This is a genomic window from Pseudomonas sp. SLBN-26, assembly GCF_006715895.1.
In the GTDB taxonomy this organism is placed as follows: Bacteria; Pseudomonadota; Gammaproteobacteria; order Pseudomonadales; family Pseudomonadaceae; genus Metapseudomonas; species Metapseudomonas otitidis.
The window spans coordinates 2,745,042-2,761,921 of sequence record NZ_VFOB01000001.1; the positions used below are offsets into that span (position 1 = coordinate 2,745,042).

Below are 16,880 nucleotides of genomic sequence, written 5' to 3' on the forward strand. Positions count from 1 at the left end.
TTCGCACAGCTCAGCCCATCCTACGGCCACAGGTACGGCCCGTAGGATGCGCTGAGGCCACGAAGCGCATCAGGCCGCACCGCAACGGTCTGAGCCCACCGACACATCGGCCATGCTGCAACAGCCACAGGCTCAGCCCGTAGGATGTGCTGAGGCCACGAAGCGCATCGCGACGATCAATGCAACGGTTTTGAGGAACCCACCCGCCACATCGGCCACACCGCAACGGTGGATCGCGCTCTTTCCATCCACCATTACCGCGCACGGCGGTCACCCGGGAATCACGTCGGCTATCAATCCCGATGATCTCGACTAGAAGAACCATCAATTTCCGCGATGAAAGGGGCGGTGGTCATATAGACCCCGTTCCCGGCACCCACCGAAGCCGCGCCACAGGCCCCGGGCTCCGGTCGGAGCGCCACCCACTGATCGAGGAAAGACCGTCATGAAAATCGCAGCCGCCGTCACCGCCGTTCTCTCCAGCCTCGCCCCCACCGTGTTCGCCGCCGAAAGCCGCGACCCCGGCGCCGGCCTCCCCGTGGAGGAGTACCACTACGGGATGCAGGTCGACGTGAAGAAAGTGCTCTACCGCACCGACAACAGCAGCCGTGCCGGCGTGGTGCCGGTGGTGATGGTGTACGAGGACAGCCAGGGCGACGTGCACAAGATGCGCTACCTGGAATGGGGCGGCAGCACCCTCAGCAACGGCTGAGGCTCAGCCCCGGCGATAGGGCAACAGGCCCCGCGCCTCCTCGGCATAACGGAGGATCGCGGGGCGTTCCTGGGCCAGGAAGTCCGCCACTGCCGCGCGCAAGCCGGGGTGGCGCAGCAGGTGCCAGGAGCGAGTCACGACCGGCTCGAAGCCCCGGATCAGCTTGTGTTCGCCCTGGGCGCCGGCGTCGAAACGCGACAGCCCGGCGCGGATCGCCCACTCGATGCCCTGGTAGAAACAGGTCTCGAAATGCAGGCGGTCGAACTCCGCCAGGCAGCCCCAGTAACGCCCGTACAGGGCGCTGCCATCCACCAGCGAGAACGCCATGGCCACCGGCCGGCCTGCCTGCACCGCGAACACCACGCGAATGGCCTGGGGCATGCGCTCGGCCAGCAGGCTGAAGAAGGCGCGCGTCAGGTAGGGCGTCTGCCCGCGCACCGCATAGGTATTGGCGTAGCAGGCATAGACGAAGTCCCAGTCCGCCTCCAGCAGCTCGTGCCCCTCGCGCCACTGGAACTCGATCCCCTGCCCCGCCACCTGCTCACGCTCCTTGCGCACCTGCTTGCGCTTGCGCGAGGCGAAGGCATCGAGAAAGTCCTGGAAGTCCCGGTAGCCCCGGTTGTGCCAGTGGTACTGGCAGCCCAGGCGCTCCAGCCAGTGCTCGCGCCCGCGCAGCACCGCGTCGGCGAAGGCATCGGTGAAATTCACATGCAGGCTCGACAGGTCCTCCGCGTCGAGGGCTTCGGTCACCCCCTCCAGCAGCGCCGACGCCGCGCCGGCGTCCACCGCCAGCAACCGCGCGCCGCCCACCGGGGAGAACGGCACGGCCCCCAGCAGCTTGGGGTAGTAGCCGATCCCGGCACGCTGGCAGGCATCGGCCCAGGACCAGTCGAACACGTACTCACCGTAGGAGTGCACCTTCACATAGGCCGGCATCGCCGCGCGCAGGAGGCCCTGGTCGTCCAGCAGCAGCCGGTGCGCCGGGTACCAGCCGGACTGTCCCCCCACACTGCCGCTGTCCTCCAGGGTCGAGAGGAAGGCATGGCGCAGGAAGGGCTGGTCATCGGGCAGCAGGGCGTCCCAGTGCTCGGGCGCCAGGTCGGAGAGTCGGGTGAGGGTCTGGATAGGCATGGCGAGCAGTCTGGCGCGGGGCGCAGTCGAAAAAAAGTCCGCCGTGGAGAAATTGCCGACGCCCCTGGTGCAGAGCGGGTGAAGCCTCGCGGCTGAAGCCGCTCCCACAAGGCATCGCGCACGCGGGTCCGACCGCGAAAATCCGCGCCATAAAAAAGCCCCGCCGAAGCGGGGCCCAAGAAGGAGCGGATGAACGGAGTTGCTTAGAACACGTATTGCGCGCGGATGACGAAGCCGTCGCCGCTGTCGTCGCCATTGCGGTTGGTGAAGTGGTCAGTCTTGGCCTTGGTGTACATGCCGCTGATCTTCACCGCTTCGTTGGCGTACCAGTTCACACCGAGGTTGTGCACCTTGGCCTTGGTGTCCTGGGCATCACGCAGGTAGGTCTGGTTGGCGGCGGCAGCGACGGCGACATCGTTGTCAGCCGAGATGCTGTCGTAGCGGTAATAGACTTCCCAGGCGCCGGTCTGCTTGTTGGTCGGTTTGATGGAGTCGAACTTGCCCATCTTGTAGCCGCGAGCCTCGCCAGTGAGGGTGTAGGCAGCCTGGACGTAGAAGCCGGAGGCTTCGAGGTCGGACTGGGTGCCGGCGGATTTGGTCTCACGCTTCATCCATTCGCCCTGCAGGGAGAACGGGCCGGTTGCGTAGGCGGCTTCCAGGCCGTAGGCGGAGTCGTCATCCCAGAAGGAAGTGGCGGAGTTGGTACCGGCCAGCACAGCACGGTTGCCCAGGTTGCCGGAGGCGTTGCCGCCGTTGGTGTCTACACCGCGCATGCCCAGGCGGGAGCGGTAGCGAACGTCGGCACCGGCCACGTCGTCCAGGTTGCGGCGGGCGAAGTTGGCACCGAAGTGCAGCACGTTGCCGGCTTCGGCCATCGGCGCGAATACGGCGCGGGCGTTGAACTGCTTGACGCTGTCGCCTTCGTCGTCGTTGGCGTCCTTGCTGCTCAGGCTGGTGGACACGTAGGCGTAGTTGCTGATCAGCGCCTGCAACTGGATGCCCATGCCGTCCTGGTGGGTGTTGGCCCAGTCGATCACTTCGTTCATGGCGCTGCGCTCAAGCGCGGTCACCCACTTGGAGCTGGTGGCTTTCTCCAGGCCGAAGTCCGGGTCGAAGCGACCGAAGCGGATGGTGATCGGGTTGAAGCCGGTGTAGCTGATCGAGGCTTCGTCGAAGTTGCCGCTGCTGGGCGCGCCGCTGCTGTTGCCGGAGTTCTCGGAGAAGTCGTAGGCCACGGCATAGGCCCAGTCGGTGTAGGCCACGCCGGACAGTTCCAGGTAAGCACGACGGAAGTAGGCCGCGTCACCGGTGTCGCCGTTGCGGGTGTACAGGCCATCGAAGCGGCCGTAGTCGGCTTGCAGACGGCCGCCGAGCTTGAAGCTGAACGCCTTGTCGGTGGTGCCGACTTCCAGGCCGCCCTTGGTCTTGATAACGATGTCGGTGCCGTCGGTGGTCACGGTACCTGCGAAGGCCTGGGCGGAAATGGCCAGGGCGATGGCGCTGGCGGCAATACCGGCGAGGTGCTTACGGATCATCGAAGATTCCCCTAATTGGTCTTAGTGCTGGAAAAACACCCGAGCCCTCGGGGCTCGTTCGTGCTGGTGGGGAATGTTGGCGGGGGGTTATTTCAGCTCAGTTGCTTTTAGATAAATGTTTTATGACATCGGAACTTTTTAAGTCCGATGGGAAATAAGGCTCAAAGCCAGCACCCACGCGGGTTCCAGCCGGCCATCAAGCAGGGCGCACAGGTTCGTGGCGGCGGGAAAGATGACAGAACGGTGGCGAGGGTGCGTCAGCCCCGGGAGCGGCGCTCGTCGGCCAGGCGCTGGGCCAGTACGTCCACCTCCCCCGGGGAAGCATCAGGCAGATGCCGCACCACCTCACGGGTCACCGCCAGCTGGCGGATGAAGCACCGGCAGTCGGCGCAGAACATCAGGTGACGACGCGCATCGAGGCGCGCCAGCAGCCCGAGGCGGCCGTCGAGGTAGTCGCTGGAGCAGGCCACCAGCGCTCGGCAATTCAGCATTGGCCCGTCTCCTCGTAGTGCTCCAGGGTGGCGAAGACCTTCAGGCGCGCGCGGTGCAGCAGCACGCGCATATTGGAGAGCGAAACGTCCAGAAGATTACAGATGGCCTCCGGCGCCAGCCCTTCGCGCTCGTGCAGCAGCAACACGCTGCGCTGCAGGTCGGACAGGCTCAGCAGGGTCTGCTCCAGGCACTCGCGCAACTCGTCGGCCTGCAGCAGGGCTTCCGGCGAGTCCTCGTGCCAGGCGCTGGGCGGGCGCAGCCAATGCCCGTCAGGGGCGAAACGGGCGTCATCAATGCTGCCATGGGGCGCTGGCAGGTCATCCAGCAGCACCTCCCGCCGGGCCTGGCTGGCGCGGGTACGGGCGGTGTTGGCGGCGATGGTGAGCAGCCAGGTCTTGAGGCTGGAACGGCCTTCGAAACCGTCGAGCGCGCGCACGGCGGCCAGCCAGGCATCCTGGACCACTTCTTCCACATGGCGGGGGCCGGCGATGGCGTAGGCCACCGCGCGCATCGCGCCCTGGTGGGCGGCGATGAGCTGGCGGAACGCCGAAGGCTCCCCCGCACGCAGGCGGGGCAGCAGTTCAGCGTCCGCAGGGAGGGGCATCAGCGCTTGCGCAGGATCACGCTGCCGATGGAGTAACCGGCGCCGAAGGAGCTGAGCACGCCGAGGCTGCCGCTGGGCAGGTCGTCCTGGTGCTTGTGGAAGGCGATGACCGAACCGGCGGAGCTGGTGTTGGCGTAGGTGTCGAGGATCACCGGCGCTTCCTGGGGCTCGGCGTCACGGCCCAGCAGCTTGCGGGCGATCAGCAGGTTCATGTTCAGGTTGGCCTGGTGCAGCCAGAAGCGCTTCACCTGGGTGACGTCGATGTCGTTCTCCTGCAGGTGCGCGGCGATCAGCTCGGCCACCATCGGGCAGACGTCCTTGAACACCTTGCGGCCTTCCTGCACGAACAGCTTGTCGCGGGCACCGATGCCCTCTTCCGCCGCGCGGTTGAGGAAGCCGAAGTTGTTGCGGATGTTGTTGGAGAACTGGGTCAGCAGCTTGGTGCCGACGACTTCGAACTGGTGCTTGGAGGTGGCCTTGTCGGCGCGCTCCAGGATCACTGCGGTGGCGGCGTCGCCGAAGATGAAGTGGCTGTCGCGGTCGCGGAAGTTCAGGTGGCCGGTGCAGATCTCCGGGTTGACCATGAGGATGGCGCGGGCCTGGCCGGTCTGGATCGCGGTCACGGCCGCCTGGATGCCGAAGGTGGCGGAGGAGCAGGCGACGTTCATGTCGTAGCCGTAGCCCTGGATACCCAGTGCAGCCTGGACCTCGATGGCCACTGCCGGGTAGGCGCGCTGCAGGTTGGAGCAGGCGACGATCACGCCGTCGATGTCGGCAGCAGTACGGCCGGCACGCTCCAGGGCCTCGCGGGCCGCGCCCACGGCCATCTCGCAGAGGATGCCCCACTCGTCGTTGGAGCGTTCGGGGATGCGCGGCACCATGCGCTGCGGATCGAGGATGCCGGCCTTGTCCACCACGAAGCGGCTCTTGATGCCCGAGGCCTTCTCGATGAACGCCACGCTGGACTCGGCCAGCGCTTCCACCTCGCCGCGCTCGATGGCAGCGGCGTTCTCGGCGTTGAAGGCCTGCACGTAGGCGTTGAAGGACGCCACGAGTTCTTCGTTGGAGATGCTGTTGGACGGGGTGTAAAGGCCGGTGCCACTGATCACGACGTTGTGCACGGTCGATCCTCTCGTTGCGGGGCTGTGACGGGCACAGCCGGTTAGGCAGTTGGTTCGCCGGCCGACAGGGCGCGCCCGGCGTCTGAAATTGGGCCATCTCCGGGCAGCGGGATGGTGGGTGGAACGGGTTGGCAAGTCATCCGTGCCCCGGACTGGGCACGGCCCACGCAGGATAACGGGCGAGGCGCTTGCTGGCGGCGAAGTTTGCCACAGCACGGCCCCTTCTGGCGCCTGCCGGAGCGCAACGGCAGACCACCGGCGCAATCCTGCGGGAGGGCCAGCGGCCGTAGGAAAACAGGCAAGCGTCAATCAGAAGAGACTGACAAGCCACCTCTTTTGCGTAGAAGCTCGAGAGCACCTGGAAGACACAGCGATACGCTTCAACGTCGGCGTTCATGTGGCCAAAATGCATGGAATTTCGGCCAGGATGCCCTCGCAACGCGAGGGCGGCAGGCCTTACAGATGGCGGCTGATGCGCGCCTGGAGTGCTTCCAGCACGGCGGGGTCGGCCTTCTGGCTGGCGTGGATGCCCAGGCCTTCACCCTCGTAGCGGGGAATGATGTGGAAGTGCAGGTGGAACACGGTCTGCCCGGCCGGGGCGCCGTTGAACTGGGCCACCTGGACACCGGCCGGCTTCAGCTCCTCGGTGATCACGCGGGACAGCCGCTGCACCACGGCCATGACCTTGGCCAGCGCCTCCGGGTCCACGTCCAGCAGGTTGCGCGCCGCCGAGCGCTTGGGGATCACCAGGGCATGGCCGTAGGACTGTGGGAACAGGTCGAGGAAGGCGAGCACGTCGTCGTCTTCGTAGAGCCTGTAGCACGGGGCATCGCCCCGGATGATCTGGGCAAAGATGTTCTGCGGATCGTAGGTACCGTGAAGGCTCATCGTGGCGCTCCATATGCCGACTGGTCAGCCGCGCACCTTACCCGCTGCGGCGCCGGAGTTGAACCCCCGGCACCGTGCTGGCGTCACCCCGTGCGCTCCAGCACCACCACCCGGTTGCGCCCTTGGGACTTGGCCCGGTAGAGCGCCTGGTCCGCTGCGCGGATCCAGTCCTCCACCGACGCCATGCGCCCGTCGAAGGCGGCCAGGCCGATGCTCAGCCCCACATCGCCTTCCTCTCGGGCGATCTTCTCGCGCAGGCGCTCCAGCAGCACCCGGGCCCCCTCCTCCTGGGTCATCGGCAGCAGCACGCAGAACTCGTCGCCGCCATAGCGCCCGCACAGGTCGGTGTCCCGCAGGGTCTCGCGCAAGCCCCGCCCCAGGCGCTCCAGCAACTCGTCGCCGGCCAGGTGGCCACGGGTGTCGTTGACGGCCTTGAAGTGATCCAGGTCCACCAGCGCCAGGCAGGCGGGCTGGCCGCCCCGTTGGCAGCGGAGGAATTCCTGCTGGGCCTGCTCGGTCCAGTGGCGGCGGTTGTAGAGGCCAGTGAGGCTGTCGGTCTGGCTCAGGGTGCGCAGCGCCTTGCGGCTGCGCGCCACGCTCTGGGCCAGGTCATAGAGGGTGGCGCCGATCACCAGGGGGTGCAGCAGCATCATCGGCAGGCACAGCAACAGGTGCTGCAGGGTGATGGGGCTGTGGAAGGTGAAGCCGAACACCAGGATGCCCGCCCCCACGCCGGCCAGCTGTGCCAGCAGGCCTTGTGCCACGAAGCGGATGCCGCCGGCGGCGACGTTGTTCGCCTGCAGCATGGCGAAAGCCACGCAGGTGGCAAGCGGGCTGAAGCCGGCGGTGGCGATCCAGAAAGTGCCGGCGAAGGAGTCGAACAGGATGTGCCGACGCTCGTTGCGCACCGGGTCCTGGTAGCTCCGGCTCAACGCCAGGGCCACCCAGGGCCAGGCGAAGGAGAACAACGCAAGCAGCACCCAGACCCACGCCGGTCGGTGCAACTCCCACAGCGGCAGGGCAAGGCACAAGGCGCCAACGGGCAGCCCCAGGGCACGAGGCAACAGGGCCCGCCAGACGAAGCGGCTGTGCCCGTGCTTGCCGGAAGGCACTGCCGGGACGGTACTGCTGCCGTTCTGCCTGGCCATGGTCGTTCACTCTCGGGAGTCCTGCCGGGCTGTATAGCACGGCGCCACCACCCTCACCACGTAGCTCGCCGCCCCGTTGCCCGGGCTTCAGCCCGGGGAGCCACCGTGCAGGGCGTCCAGCACCTGCTCCACCCGCGCCTCCAGCGGACCGGTGAGTACCTGGAAGGGCCAGCCGCGGCGCTGCAGTTCGGCGCGGTACCAGGCCTGCTGGCGACGGCGGAAGGTTTCGTCCTGGCGGGTGCCATCCTGCACGAAGGGGAAGTCGTCGGCGCAGAGGAAGGTATGCGCGTAGGGACGTTCGGCCAGGGTGGCCAGCTCGGCTTCGGCGCGGCCGAACATCGCCTGGCTGTAGAACAGCGTGGTCAGCGCCGAGGTGTCGCAGACCAGGTAGCGCCCGGCCGTGAGTGCCGCCTGGTCTTCCCGCGCCACCTGGGTACGGCCGATGTGCAGCAGGTCGTCGTACTCCAGCTGGCCGTCCTTCGCCACCCAGTGCTCGCGGCCGAATTCGGCCACGCAAGGCGCGTCGAGCGCGGCGGCCAGGGCGATGGCGAGGCTGCTCTTGCCGGTGGATTCGCCGCCGAGCAGGACGATCCGTTCGACGAAGTCGGCGTGCACCTCGGGGGCGAGGAAGTCCCGCAACCCGTGGGGGTCGGCCCGCAGGCGGGTGCCGGAGACGGGCACGGCGAGGCGCTGCGGGTCGACGCAGACGTGCCGCACCGGGTGCCCGAAGACACCCGCCAGGTGCGCGGCGAACCCCTCGCCATAGCCCTCGCTGGTGAACACCGCATCCACCGTGGTGCCGAACACCGCCTGGCAGAACTCGGCGACGAACTGGCGCGGCTCGAACTCGGGGGCGTCGTTGTGGGGCAGGTCGGGTAGGCGCTTGCCCTGCTCCCGCCAGGCCCGGATGCGGGCCGGGGTGACCACCTCGGCCTGCAACTCCGGGAAGCGCAGGCGCAGCCAGCGCTCACGGCGCCCGGCATCGCACCCCGGCAGCTCGGGGAGGGACCAGCAGAGCAGCAACAGCCGCTCGCATTGCCCCTGGGCCGCGCGGATCAGCCGCTCATGGCCCAGGTGCAGCGGCGAGAACTTGCCTACCACCAGGCCGGTGCGGAAGGTCGTGTTCATCTCAGGCCGGTTCCTGCCCGGCCAGGGGTGCAGCGGCCTCGCGCAGCTCGCGGCGCCAGCGGTACAGGCCGTACCAGGCGTTGCACCAGAACAGCGTGTAGAGCCCGGCGGTGAGGTATAGCTCGCGGGAGGCGTAGAGCGGCACCGCCAGGGTGTTCACCAGCAGCCAGGCGTACCAGTTCTCCAGGCGCCGGCGCATCAGCAGCAGTTGCGCCAGCACGCTGAAGGTCAGCACCAGGGAATCCACCAGCGGTGCATAGGCGTCGGTGAAGTGGTGCAGCAGCGCCCCGTAGGCCAGCGCCACCACCACCGCCAGGGCCGCCATCCACGCCAGCGTGCCTGGCGCGGTGCGGCTCACCGGCAGCTGGGTGCCGGCGTTGCCACGCAACCAGGCCCACCAGCCCAGGACGCTGGTGACGATGAAGAAGCCCTGCAGGGTGACGTCGGCATACAGCTGGGATTCGAAGAACAACCAGCCGAACAGCACGCAGCCGAGGATGCCGCTGGACCAGGTGTGCACGCTATTGCGCGCCGCCAGCAGCACGGCGATCAGGTTCACCAGGTCGGCGACGAGTTCGAGGGTGGAAGGCATGGGGTCGTCCTTGTCCGATGCGGCCGGGTTCAGCCGAAGCGCTTGACCGCGTCCAGCCAGTCGCGCTCCAGGCGCCCCTGCTCCGGGTCGAGCCCCAGGGCCAGCATCGCCTCGCGGTGCGCATCGATCTCGCGGACCATCTGGCTGAGGTCGGAGGTGTTGCCGTCCAGCTGGTGCATCTGGGTCACGCCCAGGTGGTAGAAGCGCAGCAGCTTCATCGCCGCCGGGTCGTTCACGGCAACGCCGGCCTTGACCCGGTGCATCAGGTTGGTGACGCGCATCAGGCTGCGCTTGAGCCCCCAGCCATAGACCGCCGGCGCCATGAACGGGCGCGGCCAGAACTGCAGGCGCACCAGGGCCACGGTCACCGCCAGCCCGGCCAGCACGCCGGCCAGGTTCCAGCGGAAGTTGTCGCCACCGGGGGTGCCGAACAGCTGCACGCTGGCGGTGGCGAACAGCATGGCCAGGGCGATGAACAGCACGGCGATGCCGATGGCGATGCGCCGGGTCTTCTCGCGGTACAGCTCGGGGCTCATGGGGCGGATTTCGAACAGCACATCACTCACGGATCAACCCTCCACCTGGGTCCACTGCTTGTTGAGACGCTTGTCGGAGACCGGCATCTTCGTCCCCAGCTGCTGGGCGAAGAGGGACACGCGGTACTCCTCCAGCATCCAGCGGTACAGCACCAGCTCGGGGTCGCGCTTGCCTTCCTGGGCATGCTTGGCCAGGCGCGCCTGGTACTGCTCCCAGTAGCCGGCCAGCTCGCCGGACCAGACGCGGTCGCGCTGCAGCTGGGCGCCGATCTTGTCGAAGCGCTGCTCGATGGCCTTGAGGTAGCGCGGCACTTCCTTCAGCCACTCGGCCGGGGTCTCGCGGACGAAGCCCGGGTACACGAGATTGCCCAGCTGCGCCTTGATGTCGTTGAGCGCCACCGCCTGGGCCAGGTCGATGCGGCCCTTGAAGCGCTTCTGCAGGCCATGCCAGAGCTTGAGGATGTCCAGGGTCAGGCGGGCCAGGCGTTCGGCGTGCTCGGCCCAGGCGCCGCGCTTCTTCTCCGCCAGCGAGGCCAGGGCCGCGCCATCGCGGGGCAGGCTGGCTTCGCCGTCGAGGATGCAGCTGTCGAGGCTGGCCAGGAGGATGTCCTCCACCAGCGCGTCGACCCGGCCCATATCGCGGTACAGCAGGCCCAGCTCGGTCAGGCCCGGCAGCTTGCCGCGCAGGTACTTGGCCGGCTCGGCCAGTTGTTGCAGCAGCAGGCGCTGCAGGGCGCGGCGGTGCTGCCAGTCGGCCTCGGCCTGGGTAGGGAAACGGCTTTCCTTGACGCTACCGCCCTCCTCCACCAGCGCCGGGTAGACGGTCATGGACAGGCCGGCGACCTTCTGCTGGGTCTTCTCCGCCACCTGGGCGAAGCCCTTGGCTTCCACCGGGCGCTGCTCGCCCTGCTTCTGCGGGATGGCCAGGGCGGCCTGGCTGGCCTCGGCGAAGCGCGCGGTCAGCTCGGCCAGGTCGCGGCCTTCGCCGAGGAACTTGCCGCGCGCGTCCACCACCTCGATGTTCATCTTCAGGTGGTGCTCCAGCAGGCCGGCGGCTTCCGCCCAGGCCTCCTCGGGCACGCGAGCGCCGGTCATGCGCTGCAGTTCGCGGCCCAGCGCCTCGGGCAGCGAGCCCTGGGCGAAGGCCAGCTTGGCCAGCGCGGCCTTCACGAAATCCGGCACCGGCACGAAGTTCTTGCGGATGGCCTTGGGCAGGTTGCGCACCAGGGCCACGCACTTGGCTTCCAGCAGGCCGGGCACCAGCCAGTCGAGGCGCTCGGCGGGCAGCTGCGGCAGCAGGGGCGCGGGCACCCGCAGGGTCACGCCGTCACGCGGGTGGCCGGGTTCGAAGTGGTAGTCCAGCGGCAGCTGCAGCTCGCCGATGCGCAGGGTGTCCGGGTACTGCGCGGCGGTGACTTCGCTGGCTTCGCGGGCCAGCACGTCCTCCTCGCGCATGATCAGCAGCTCGGGGTTCTTCGCCCGCTCACGCTCGTACCACTTCTCGAAGCTGGCGGTCTGGTAGATGTCCTCGGGCAGGCGCGCGGCGTAGTAGCCGAAGAGGGTTTCCTCGTCGGCGAGGATGTCGCGGCGGCGGGCCTTGGCCTCCAGCTCGTCGAGCCGTTCCAGCAACTGGCGGTTGGCGGCCAGGCACTTGGCACGGCTGTGGATCTCGCCCCGCACCAGGCCCTCGCGGATGAACAGCTCGCGCGCCACCGGCGGGTCGATGGGGCCGTAGTGCACCGGGCGGCGGCCGACCACGATCAGCCCGTAGAGGGTGACCTGCTCGTAGGCCACGACCTGGCCACGGCGCTTCTCCCAGTGCGGCTCCAGGTGGTTCTTCTTCACCAGGTGGCCGGCCAGGGGTTCCAGCCAGTCGGGGTCGATCTTGGCGACCATGCGTGCGAACAGCTTGGTGGTCTCCACCAGCTCGGCGGCCATGATCCACTGCGGGCGCTTCTTGGCGATCACGGTGGAGGGGTGGATCCAGAAACGCCGCTGGCGGGCGCCGAGGTAGTCGCCGTCCTCGCTCTTCTGGCCGATCTGGCTGAGCAGGCCGGAGAGCAGCGCCTTGTGCACGCGCGGGTAGTCCGCCGGCTCCTTGTTGAGGGTCAGCTTGAGTTCGCGGCAGATCAGCGTCAGCTGGCGGTGGGCATCGCGCCACTCGCGCAGGCGCATGTAGTTGAGGAAGTTCTTCCGGCACCAGGTGCGCAGGGCGTTGGAGCCCAGTGCCTGGCGCTGCTCCTCGAAGCCGCGCCAGAGGTTGACCAGCGCGGCGAAGTCTGAATCGGCGTCCTTCCACTGCGCGTGGGCCTGGTCGGCGGCCTGCTGGCGATCCATCGGCCGTTCGCGCGGGTCCTGCACCGAGAGCGCGCTGGTGATCAGCAGCACCTCGTCGAGGCTGCCCTGGTGGGCGGCCTCCAGCAGCATGCGGCCCAGGCGCGGGTCCACCGGCAGGCGCGCCAGCTGGCGGCCCAGGGGCGTGAGCTGGCCCTCGCGGTTCACTGCCGAGAGTTCCTGCAACAGGGTGAAGCCGTCGCTCACCGCCTTGCCGTCCGGCGGTTCGATGAAGGGGAAGTCGGCGATGTCGCCGAGGCGCAGGTGGAGCATCTGCAGGATCACCGCCGCCAGGTTGGTGCGCAGGATCTCCGGGTCGGTGAACTCGGGGCGGCCGAGGAAGTCCTCCTCGCTGTAGAGGCGCACGCAGATGCCCGGTTCGACCCGCCCGCAGCGGCCCTTGCGCTGGTTGGCGCTGGCCTGGGACACGGCCTCGATGGGCAGGCGCTGGACCTTGGCGCGGTAGCTGTAGCGGCTGATGCGCGCGGTGCCGCTGTCGATCACGTAGCGGATGCCGGGCACCGTCAGCGAGGTTTCGGCGACGTTGGTGGCGAGCACGATCTTGCGGCCCGGCATGGGCGCGAAGATCTTCTGCTGCTCGGCCGGGGTCAGCCGTGCATACAGCGGCAGCACCTCGGTGTGGCGCAGGTTGGCCTTGCGCAGCACCTCGGCGGCATCGCGGATCTCGCGCTCGCCGGGGAGGAACACCAGCACGTCGCCCGGGCGCTTGCCTTCGGCGCGCTCGTGGTCGGCGATCTCGTCCAGGGCGCGGAGGATGCCCTGGTCCACCGACAGGTCGTCGAACAGCGGCTCGCCGTTCTCGTCCACCTCGGCGGCCAGGGGCCGGTACCAGGTCTCCACCGGGTAGGTGCGGCCGGAGACTTCGACGATGGGTGCGTCGCCGAAGTGCTTGGAAAAGCGCTCCAGGTCGATGGTCGCCGAGGTGATGATCAGCTTCAGGTCCGGGCGGCGCGGCAGCAGGGTCTTCAGGTAGCCCAGGAGGAAGTCGATGTTCAGGCTGCGCTCGTGGGCCTCGTCGACGATGATGGTGTCGTAGCGCTCGAGCAGGCGGTCGTGCTGGGTCTCGGCCAGCAGGATGCCGTCGGTCATCAGCTTGATCAGGCTGCGCTCGTTGGACTGGTCCTCGAAGCGCACCTGGTAGCCCACCAGTTCGCCCAGGGGCGTGCCGATCTCCTCGGCCACGCGGGTCGCCACACTACGCGCGGCCAGCCGGCGCGGCTGGGTGTGGCCGATCAGGCCGTGGGTGCCGCGGCCGATCTCCAGGCAGATCTTCGGCAGCTGGGTGGTCTTGCCCGAGCCGGTCTCGCCGGCGATCACCAGCACCTGGTGCTTCTCCAGGGCGGCCTTGATCTCGTCACGCTTGGCGGCGATGGGCAGGGCGTCGTCGTAGCGCATGCGCGGCACGCTGGCGCGACGGGCCTCGACCTTGGCGCAGGAAGCCTGGAAGCGTTCCAGCCACTGGGCGAGCTTCGCCTCGTCCGGCTTCTTGTGCAGCTCGTGGAGCTGGCGGCGCAGGCGATGGCGGTCGGCGATCAGGGCGTGGTCGAGGTTCTTGTGCAGGGAGGCGATGTCGGTCATCAGGCGCTGGGCAATCGTGGCAAAGGCGCGATTGTCGCAGATTCCGCCCCCGCACCGCATCGGGAAGCGCCCGCGCGCCGATGGCTCGGCCGCGCGGGGTGGAACGGGTCAGCGGGTGGCGGTGATCGGCAGGGTGCGCAGCTCGGCCGGTACGGTGCGCAGGGCCAGGTCCTGGGCCTGCAGGGAATTCCAGGCGAAGCCCTGCAGGGCGCTGCTGCTGTCGTGGTCCAGGCGCGCGGCCTGCTCGGACGACGGTGCCGGCGGCTGCACGCCGTAGATCAGCGAATAGAACACCGAGGCGGTCAGGTAGCTGCCGCTGTAGCTCGGGTGGCTGCCGTCCTCGATGAACAGGTGCGGTTGCGGGGTGGCCGCCAGGGCCTGCTTCCAGGCCTGCCCGACCGGGGCCAGCAGCGCGTGGGTCTCGTTGGCCAGACCGGTGTAGACGGCATCGAGCTGCGCCTGCATGGCCGGGTTCGCCTGGCGCGCCCAGGTCAGGTAGAGGATCGGCTGGGCGCCGGCCTTGCGAGCCTCGGCGGCCATCAGGCGCACGTACTTGCGGGTCTTCTCGGGGTTGTCCACCGGCATGGTGCTGAAGTCCTGGATCACCACGTAGTCCCAGTGCTGGCTGGCCAGCACCTGCTGCACCACGCCGCGGTTCCAGTGGGCTTCGAGGCTGGCGCCGCCGAAGGTGACGTCGCGCACGTACAGCGGGCGCGGCTGGGCGGCGTCGAGCGACATCTGCCGGACCATGGTCGGCAGGTCGTTGAAGAAGGTGTAGCTGTTGCCCACGAACAGCACGCTGAGCGGGCGGCCCATCACGGCCTGCGGCGAGGCGGAGCCGATCAGCGGTTTCGCGGACGGGCTTTCAGCGGCCACGGTCGGGCCGACGGCGACAACTCCCAGCATCCAGGCCAGGAGGATTCGACGCACGTTCATACGCATGGAGGTCCCCCAGGAAGCATAACGGTGCGGGCCACGGGCCCGCGGACCGGCGCAGGTTATGCGAATCCACCGCTGTCGCAATGCTGGCAACGGGCGGGGGGGACGGGAGGTCATACCGTTCGGTAGAGCTGGCGAAGCGGCTGGAGGCACGGGGCGCTCCCGGGCTGAAGCCCGGGCTACGCCTGCCGGGGGTGACTGCATCGGGCGAGGAAAAGAAAAAGCCCCGCAGGTGCGGGGCTCGTTCATGCCGGGACGGGTCAGCCCTTGAGCTTCTTCAGTTCCTGGTCACGCAGTTCACGGCGCAGGATCTTGCCGACGTTGGTGGTCGGCAGGCTGTCGCGGAACTCGACGGAGCGCGGGACCTTGTAGCCGGTGACGTTGGCGCGCATGTGCTGCATCACCTCGTCCTTGGTCAGGCTGGCACCCGGCTTGACCACCACGAAGACCTTGATCGCCTCGCCGGACTTCTCGTCCGGGATGCCGATGGCGGCGCATTGCAGGACGCCCGGCAGGGTGGCGAGCACGTCTTCCAGCTCGTTCGGGTACACGTTGAAGCCGGAGACCAGGATCATGTCCTTCTTGCGGTCGACGATGCGCATGTAGCCGTCTTCCTGGATCAGGCCAATGTCGCCGGTCTTCAGCCAGCCGTCCGCCGAGAGGATCTCGTCGGTGGCGTCCTGGCGCTGCCAGTAGCCCTTCATCACCTGCGGGCCCTTGACGCACAGCTCGCCGATGGCGCCGATGGCGAGGTCGTTGCCCTCGTCGTCCACCACCTTGCACTGGGTCGAGGGGACCGGGATGCCGATGGTTCCTATCTGGATGCTCTGGAACGGGTTCACCGACACCACGGGGCTGGTCTCGGTCATGCCGAAGCCTTCGCAGATGGCGCAGCCGGTGACCTCTTTCCAGCGCTCGGCCGCAGCGAGTTGCAGGGCCATGCCGCCGGACAGGGTGAGCTTGAGGGCGGAGAAGTCGAGCTTGCGGAAGTCCTCGTTGTTGCACAGGGCAACGAACAGGGTGTTGAGGCCGACGAAGCCGGTGAACTTCCAGTTGCCCAGTTCCTTGACCATCGCCGGCAGGTCGCGCGGGTTGCTAATCAGGATGTTGTGGTTGCCGGTCAGCATCATCGCCATGCAATGGAAGGTGAAGGCGTAGATGTGATAGAGCGGCAGCGGGGTGATGAGTACCTCGCAGCCTTCATTGAGGTTGGCGCCCATCAGCGCCTTGCACTGCAGCATGTTGGCGATGAGGTTGCGATGGGTGAGCATCGCGCCCTTGGCCACGCCGGTGGTGCCGCCGGTGTACTGCAGCACGGCAACGTCGTTGGCGGCCGGCGAGGCTTCGCGCACGGCCTTGCCCTGGCCCTTGGCCAGTGCGTGGTTGAGCTTGACGGCCTGGGGCAGGTGGAAGGCCGGCACCATCTTCTTCACATACTTGATGACGCTGTTCACCAGCAGGCGCTTGAGCGGCGGCAGCAGGTCGCCCACTTCGGTCACCACCACGTGGCGGATGCCGGTCTTGGGCAGCACGCTCTCGGCCAGGTGGGCCATGTTGGCCAGGCACACCAGGGCCTTGGCACCGGAGTCGTTGAACTGGTGCTCCATCTCCCGCGCGGTGTACAGCGGGTTGGTGTTCACCACCACCAGGCCGGCGCGCAGGGCGCCGAAGACCACGACGGGGTACTGCAGGACGTTGGGCAGTTGCACGGCGATGCGGTCGCCGGGCTGCAGGTCGGTGTGGTTCTGCAGGTAGGCGGCGAAGGCACCGGAGAGTGCGTAGAGCTCACCGTAGGTGAGGGTCTTGCCCAGGTTGCTGAATGCGGGCTTGTCGGCAAAGCGTTGGCAGGACTCTTTCAATACCGCCTGAATGTTGGGGTAAGCGTCGGCATTGATTTCCGCAGGAACGCCTGCTGGATACTTGTCCGTCCAGAAGTTATCGGTCATGGAAAGCCCACTCCTGAGCAACAGCTGATCTTCACTGCACGAGGCAGTTGTTTTTTGTGGTCTGTGCGGTTTCAGGCCCTTCCCAGGGCGAAAAGCGCGCCGAGATTATCAGCTTTGAAAAAAGGCGACCAGAGCCAAATAGACCCTTTCCAGTCAACAAAATGACCAGATAAAA

At 67.7% G+C, this 16,880-nt stretch carries 14 protein-coding genes; 1 reads left to right on the forward strand and 13 read right to left on the reverse strand.

The genetic code is table 11. The features are described from left to right. Window positions 1-445: 445 nt before the first annotated feature. The gene (locus FBY21_RS12580; RefSeq protein WP_044413486.1) at window positions 446-712 is read left to right on the forward strand and encodes a DUF2790 domain-containing protein; all 267 of its coding nucleotides are present in this window, start codon (window positions 446-448) and stop codon (window positions 710-712) included. 3 nt (window positions 713-715) lie between these two features. Here the strand turns inward: FBY21_RS12580 and FBY21_RS12585 are convergent, their stop codons facing one another. The 13 genes from FBY21_RS12585 to fadD1 form a co-directional block, all read right to left on the reverse strand. After that, a complete protein-coding gene (locus tag FBY21_RS12585) occupies window positions 716-1,843 on the reverse strand; it encodes a GNAT family N-acetyltransferase (RefSeq protein WP_142011380.1) in 1,128 nt (375 codons plus the stop codon). A gap of 203 nt (window positions 1,844-2,046) precedes the next feature. Then, window positions 2,047-3,378 (reverse strand): OprO/OprP family phosphate-selective porin, encoded by a 1,332-nt coding sequence (locus FBY21_RS12590; RefSeq protein WP_074969111.1) that lies wholly within the window; start codon window positions 3,376-3,378, stop codon window positions 2,047-2,049. A 257-nt stretch (window positions 3,379-3,635) separates the two neighbouring features. After that, window positions 3,636-3,869, reverse strand: a complete 234-nt coding sequence (locus FBY21_RS12595) for a zf-HC2 domain-containing protein (protein ID WP_142011383.1) — start codon at window positions 3,867-3,869, stop codon at window positions 3,636-3,638. After that, on the reverse strand, window positions 3,863-4,474 hold the full coding sequence (locus tag FBY21_RS12600) for an RNA polymerase sigma factor (RefSeq protein ID WP_142011386.1): 612 nt from the start codon (window positions 4,472-4,474) through the stop codon (window positions 3,863-3,865). Before FBY21_RS12600 ends, FBY21_RS12595 begins: the two co-directional genes overlap by 7 nt. After that, the gene (locus FBY21_RS12605) at window positions 4,474-5,595 is read right to left on the reverse strand and encodes a beta-ketoacyl-ACP synthase III (protein ID WP_074969117.1); all 1,122 of its coding nucleotides are present in this window, start codon (window positions 5,593-5,595) and stop codon (window positions 4,474-4,476) included. Before FBY21_RS12605 ends, FBY21_RS12600 begins: the two co-directional genes overlap by 1 nt. A 456-nt stretch (window positions 5,596-6,051) precedes the next feature. Continuing rightward, window positions 6,052-6,483 carry an HIT family protein gene (locus FBY21_RS12610; RefSeq protein WP_044413468.1) on the reverse strand — a complete coding sequence of 144 codons (432 nt, stop codon included), beginning with the start codon at window positions 6,481-6,483 and terminating at the stop codon, window positions 6,052-6,054. 83 nt (window positions 6,484-6,566) lie between these two features. Next, a complete protein-coding gene (locus FBY21_RS12615; protein WP_142011388.1) occupies window positions 6,567-7,631 on the reverse strand; it encodes a sensor domain-containing diguanylate cyclase in 1,065 nt (354 codons plus the stop codon). A gap of 87 nt (window positions 7,632-7,718) precedes the next feature. Further along, on the reverse strand, window positions 7,719-8,759 hold the full coding sequence (locus tag FBY21_RS12620; protein WP_142011391.1) for an AAA family ATPase: 1,041 nt from the start codon (window positions 8,757-8,759) through the stop codon (window positions 7,719-7,721). 1 nt (window position 8,760) lies between these two features. Beyond that, on the reverse strand, window positions 8,761-9,351 hold the full coding sequence (pnuC, locus tag FBY21_RS12625; protein WP_142011394.1) for a nicotinamide riboside transporter PnuC: 591 nt from the start codon (window positions 9,349-9,351) through the stop codon (window positions 8,761-8,763). A 29-nt stretch (window positions 9,352-9,380) separates the two neighbouring features. After that, complete coding sequence (locus tag FBY21_RS12630; RefSeq protein WP_074969123.1) at window positions 9,381-9,905, reverse strand: DUF3087 domain-containing protein; 525 nt, start codon at window positions 9,903-9,905, stop codon at window positions 9,381-9,383. A 15-nt stretch (window positions 9,906-9,920) separates the two neighbouring features. After that, window positions 9,921-13,820, reverse strand: a complete 3,900-nt coding sequence (gene hrpA, locus FBY21_RS12635) for an ATP-dependent RNA helicase HrpA (protein WP_142011396.1) — start codon at window positions 13,818-13,820, stop codon at window positions 9,921-9,923. 108 nt (window positions 13,821-13,928) lie between these two features. After that, window positions 13,929-14,756 (reverse strand): SGNH/GDSL hydrolase family protein, encoded by an 828-nt coding sequence (locus tag FBY21_RS12640; protein ID WP_253543721.1) that lies wholly within the window; start codon window positions 14,754-14,756, stop codon window positions 13,929-13,931. A 263-nt stretch (window positions 14,757-15,019) separates the two neighbouring features. Then, on the reverse strand, window positions 15,020-16,705 hold the full coding sequence (fadD1, locus tag FBY21_RS12645; protein WP_044413452.1) for a long-chain-fatty-acid--CoA ligase FadD1: 1,686 nt from the start codon (window positions 16,703-16,705) through the stop codon (window positions 15,020-15,022). Window positions 16,706-16,880: the final 175 nt, after the last annotated feature.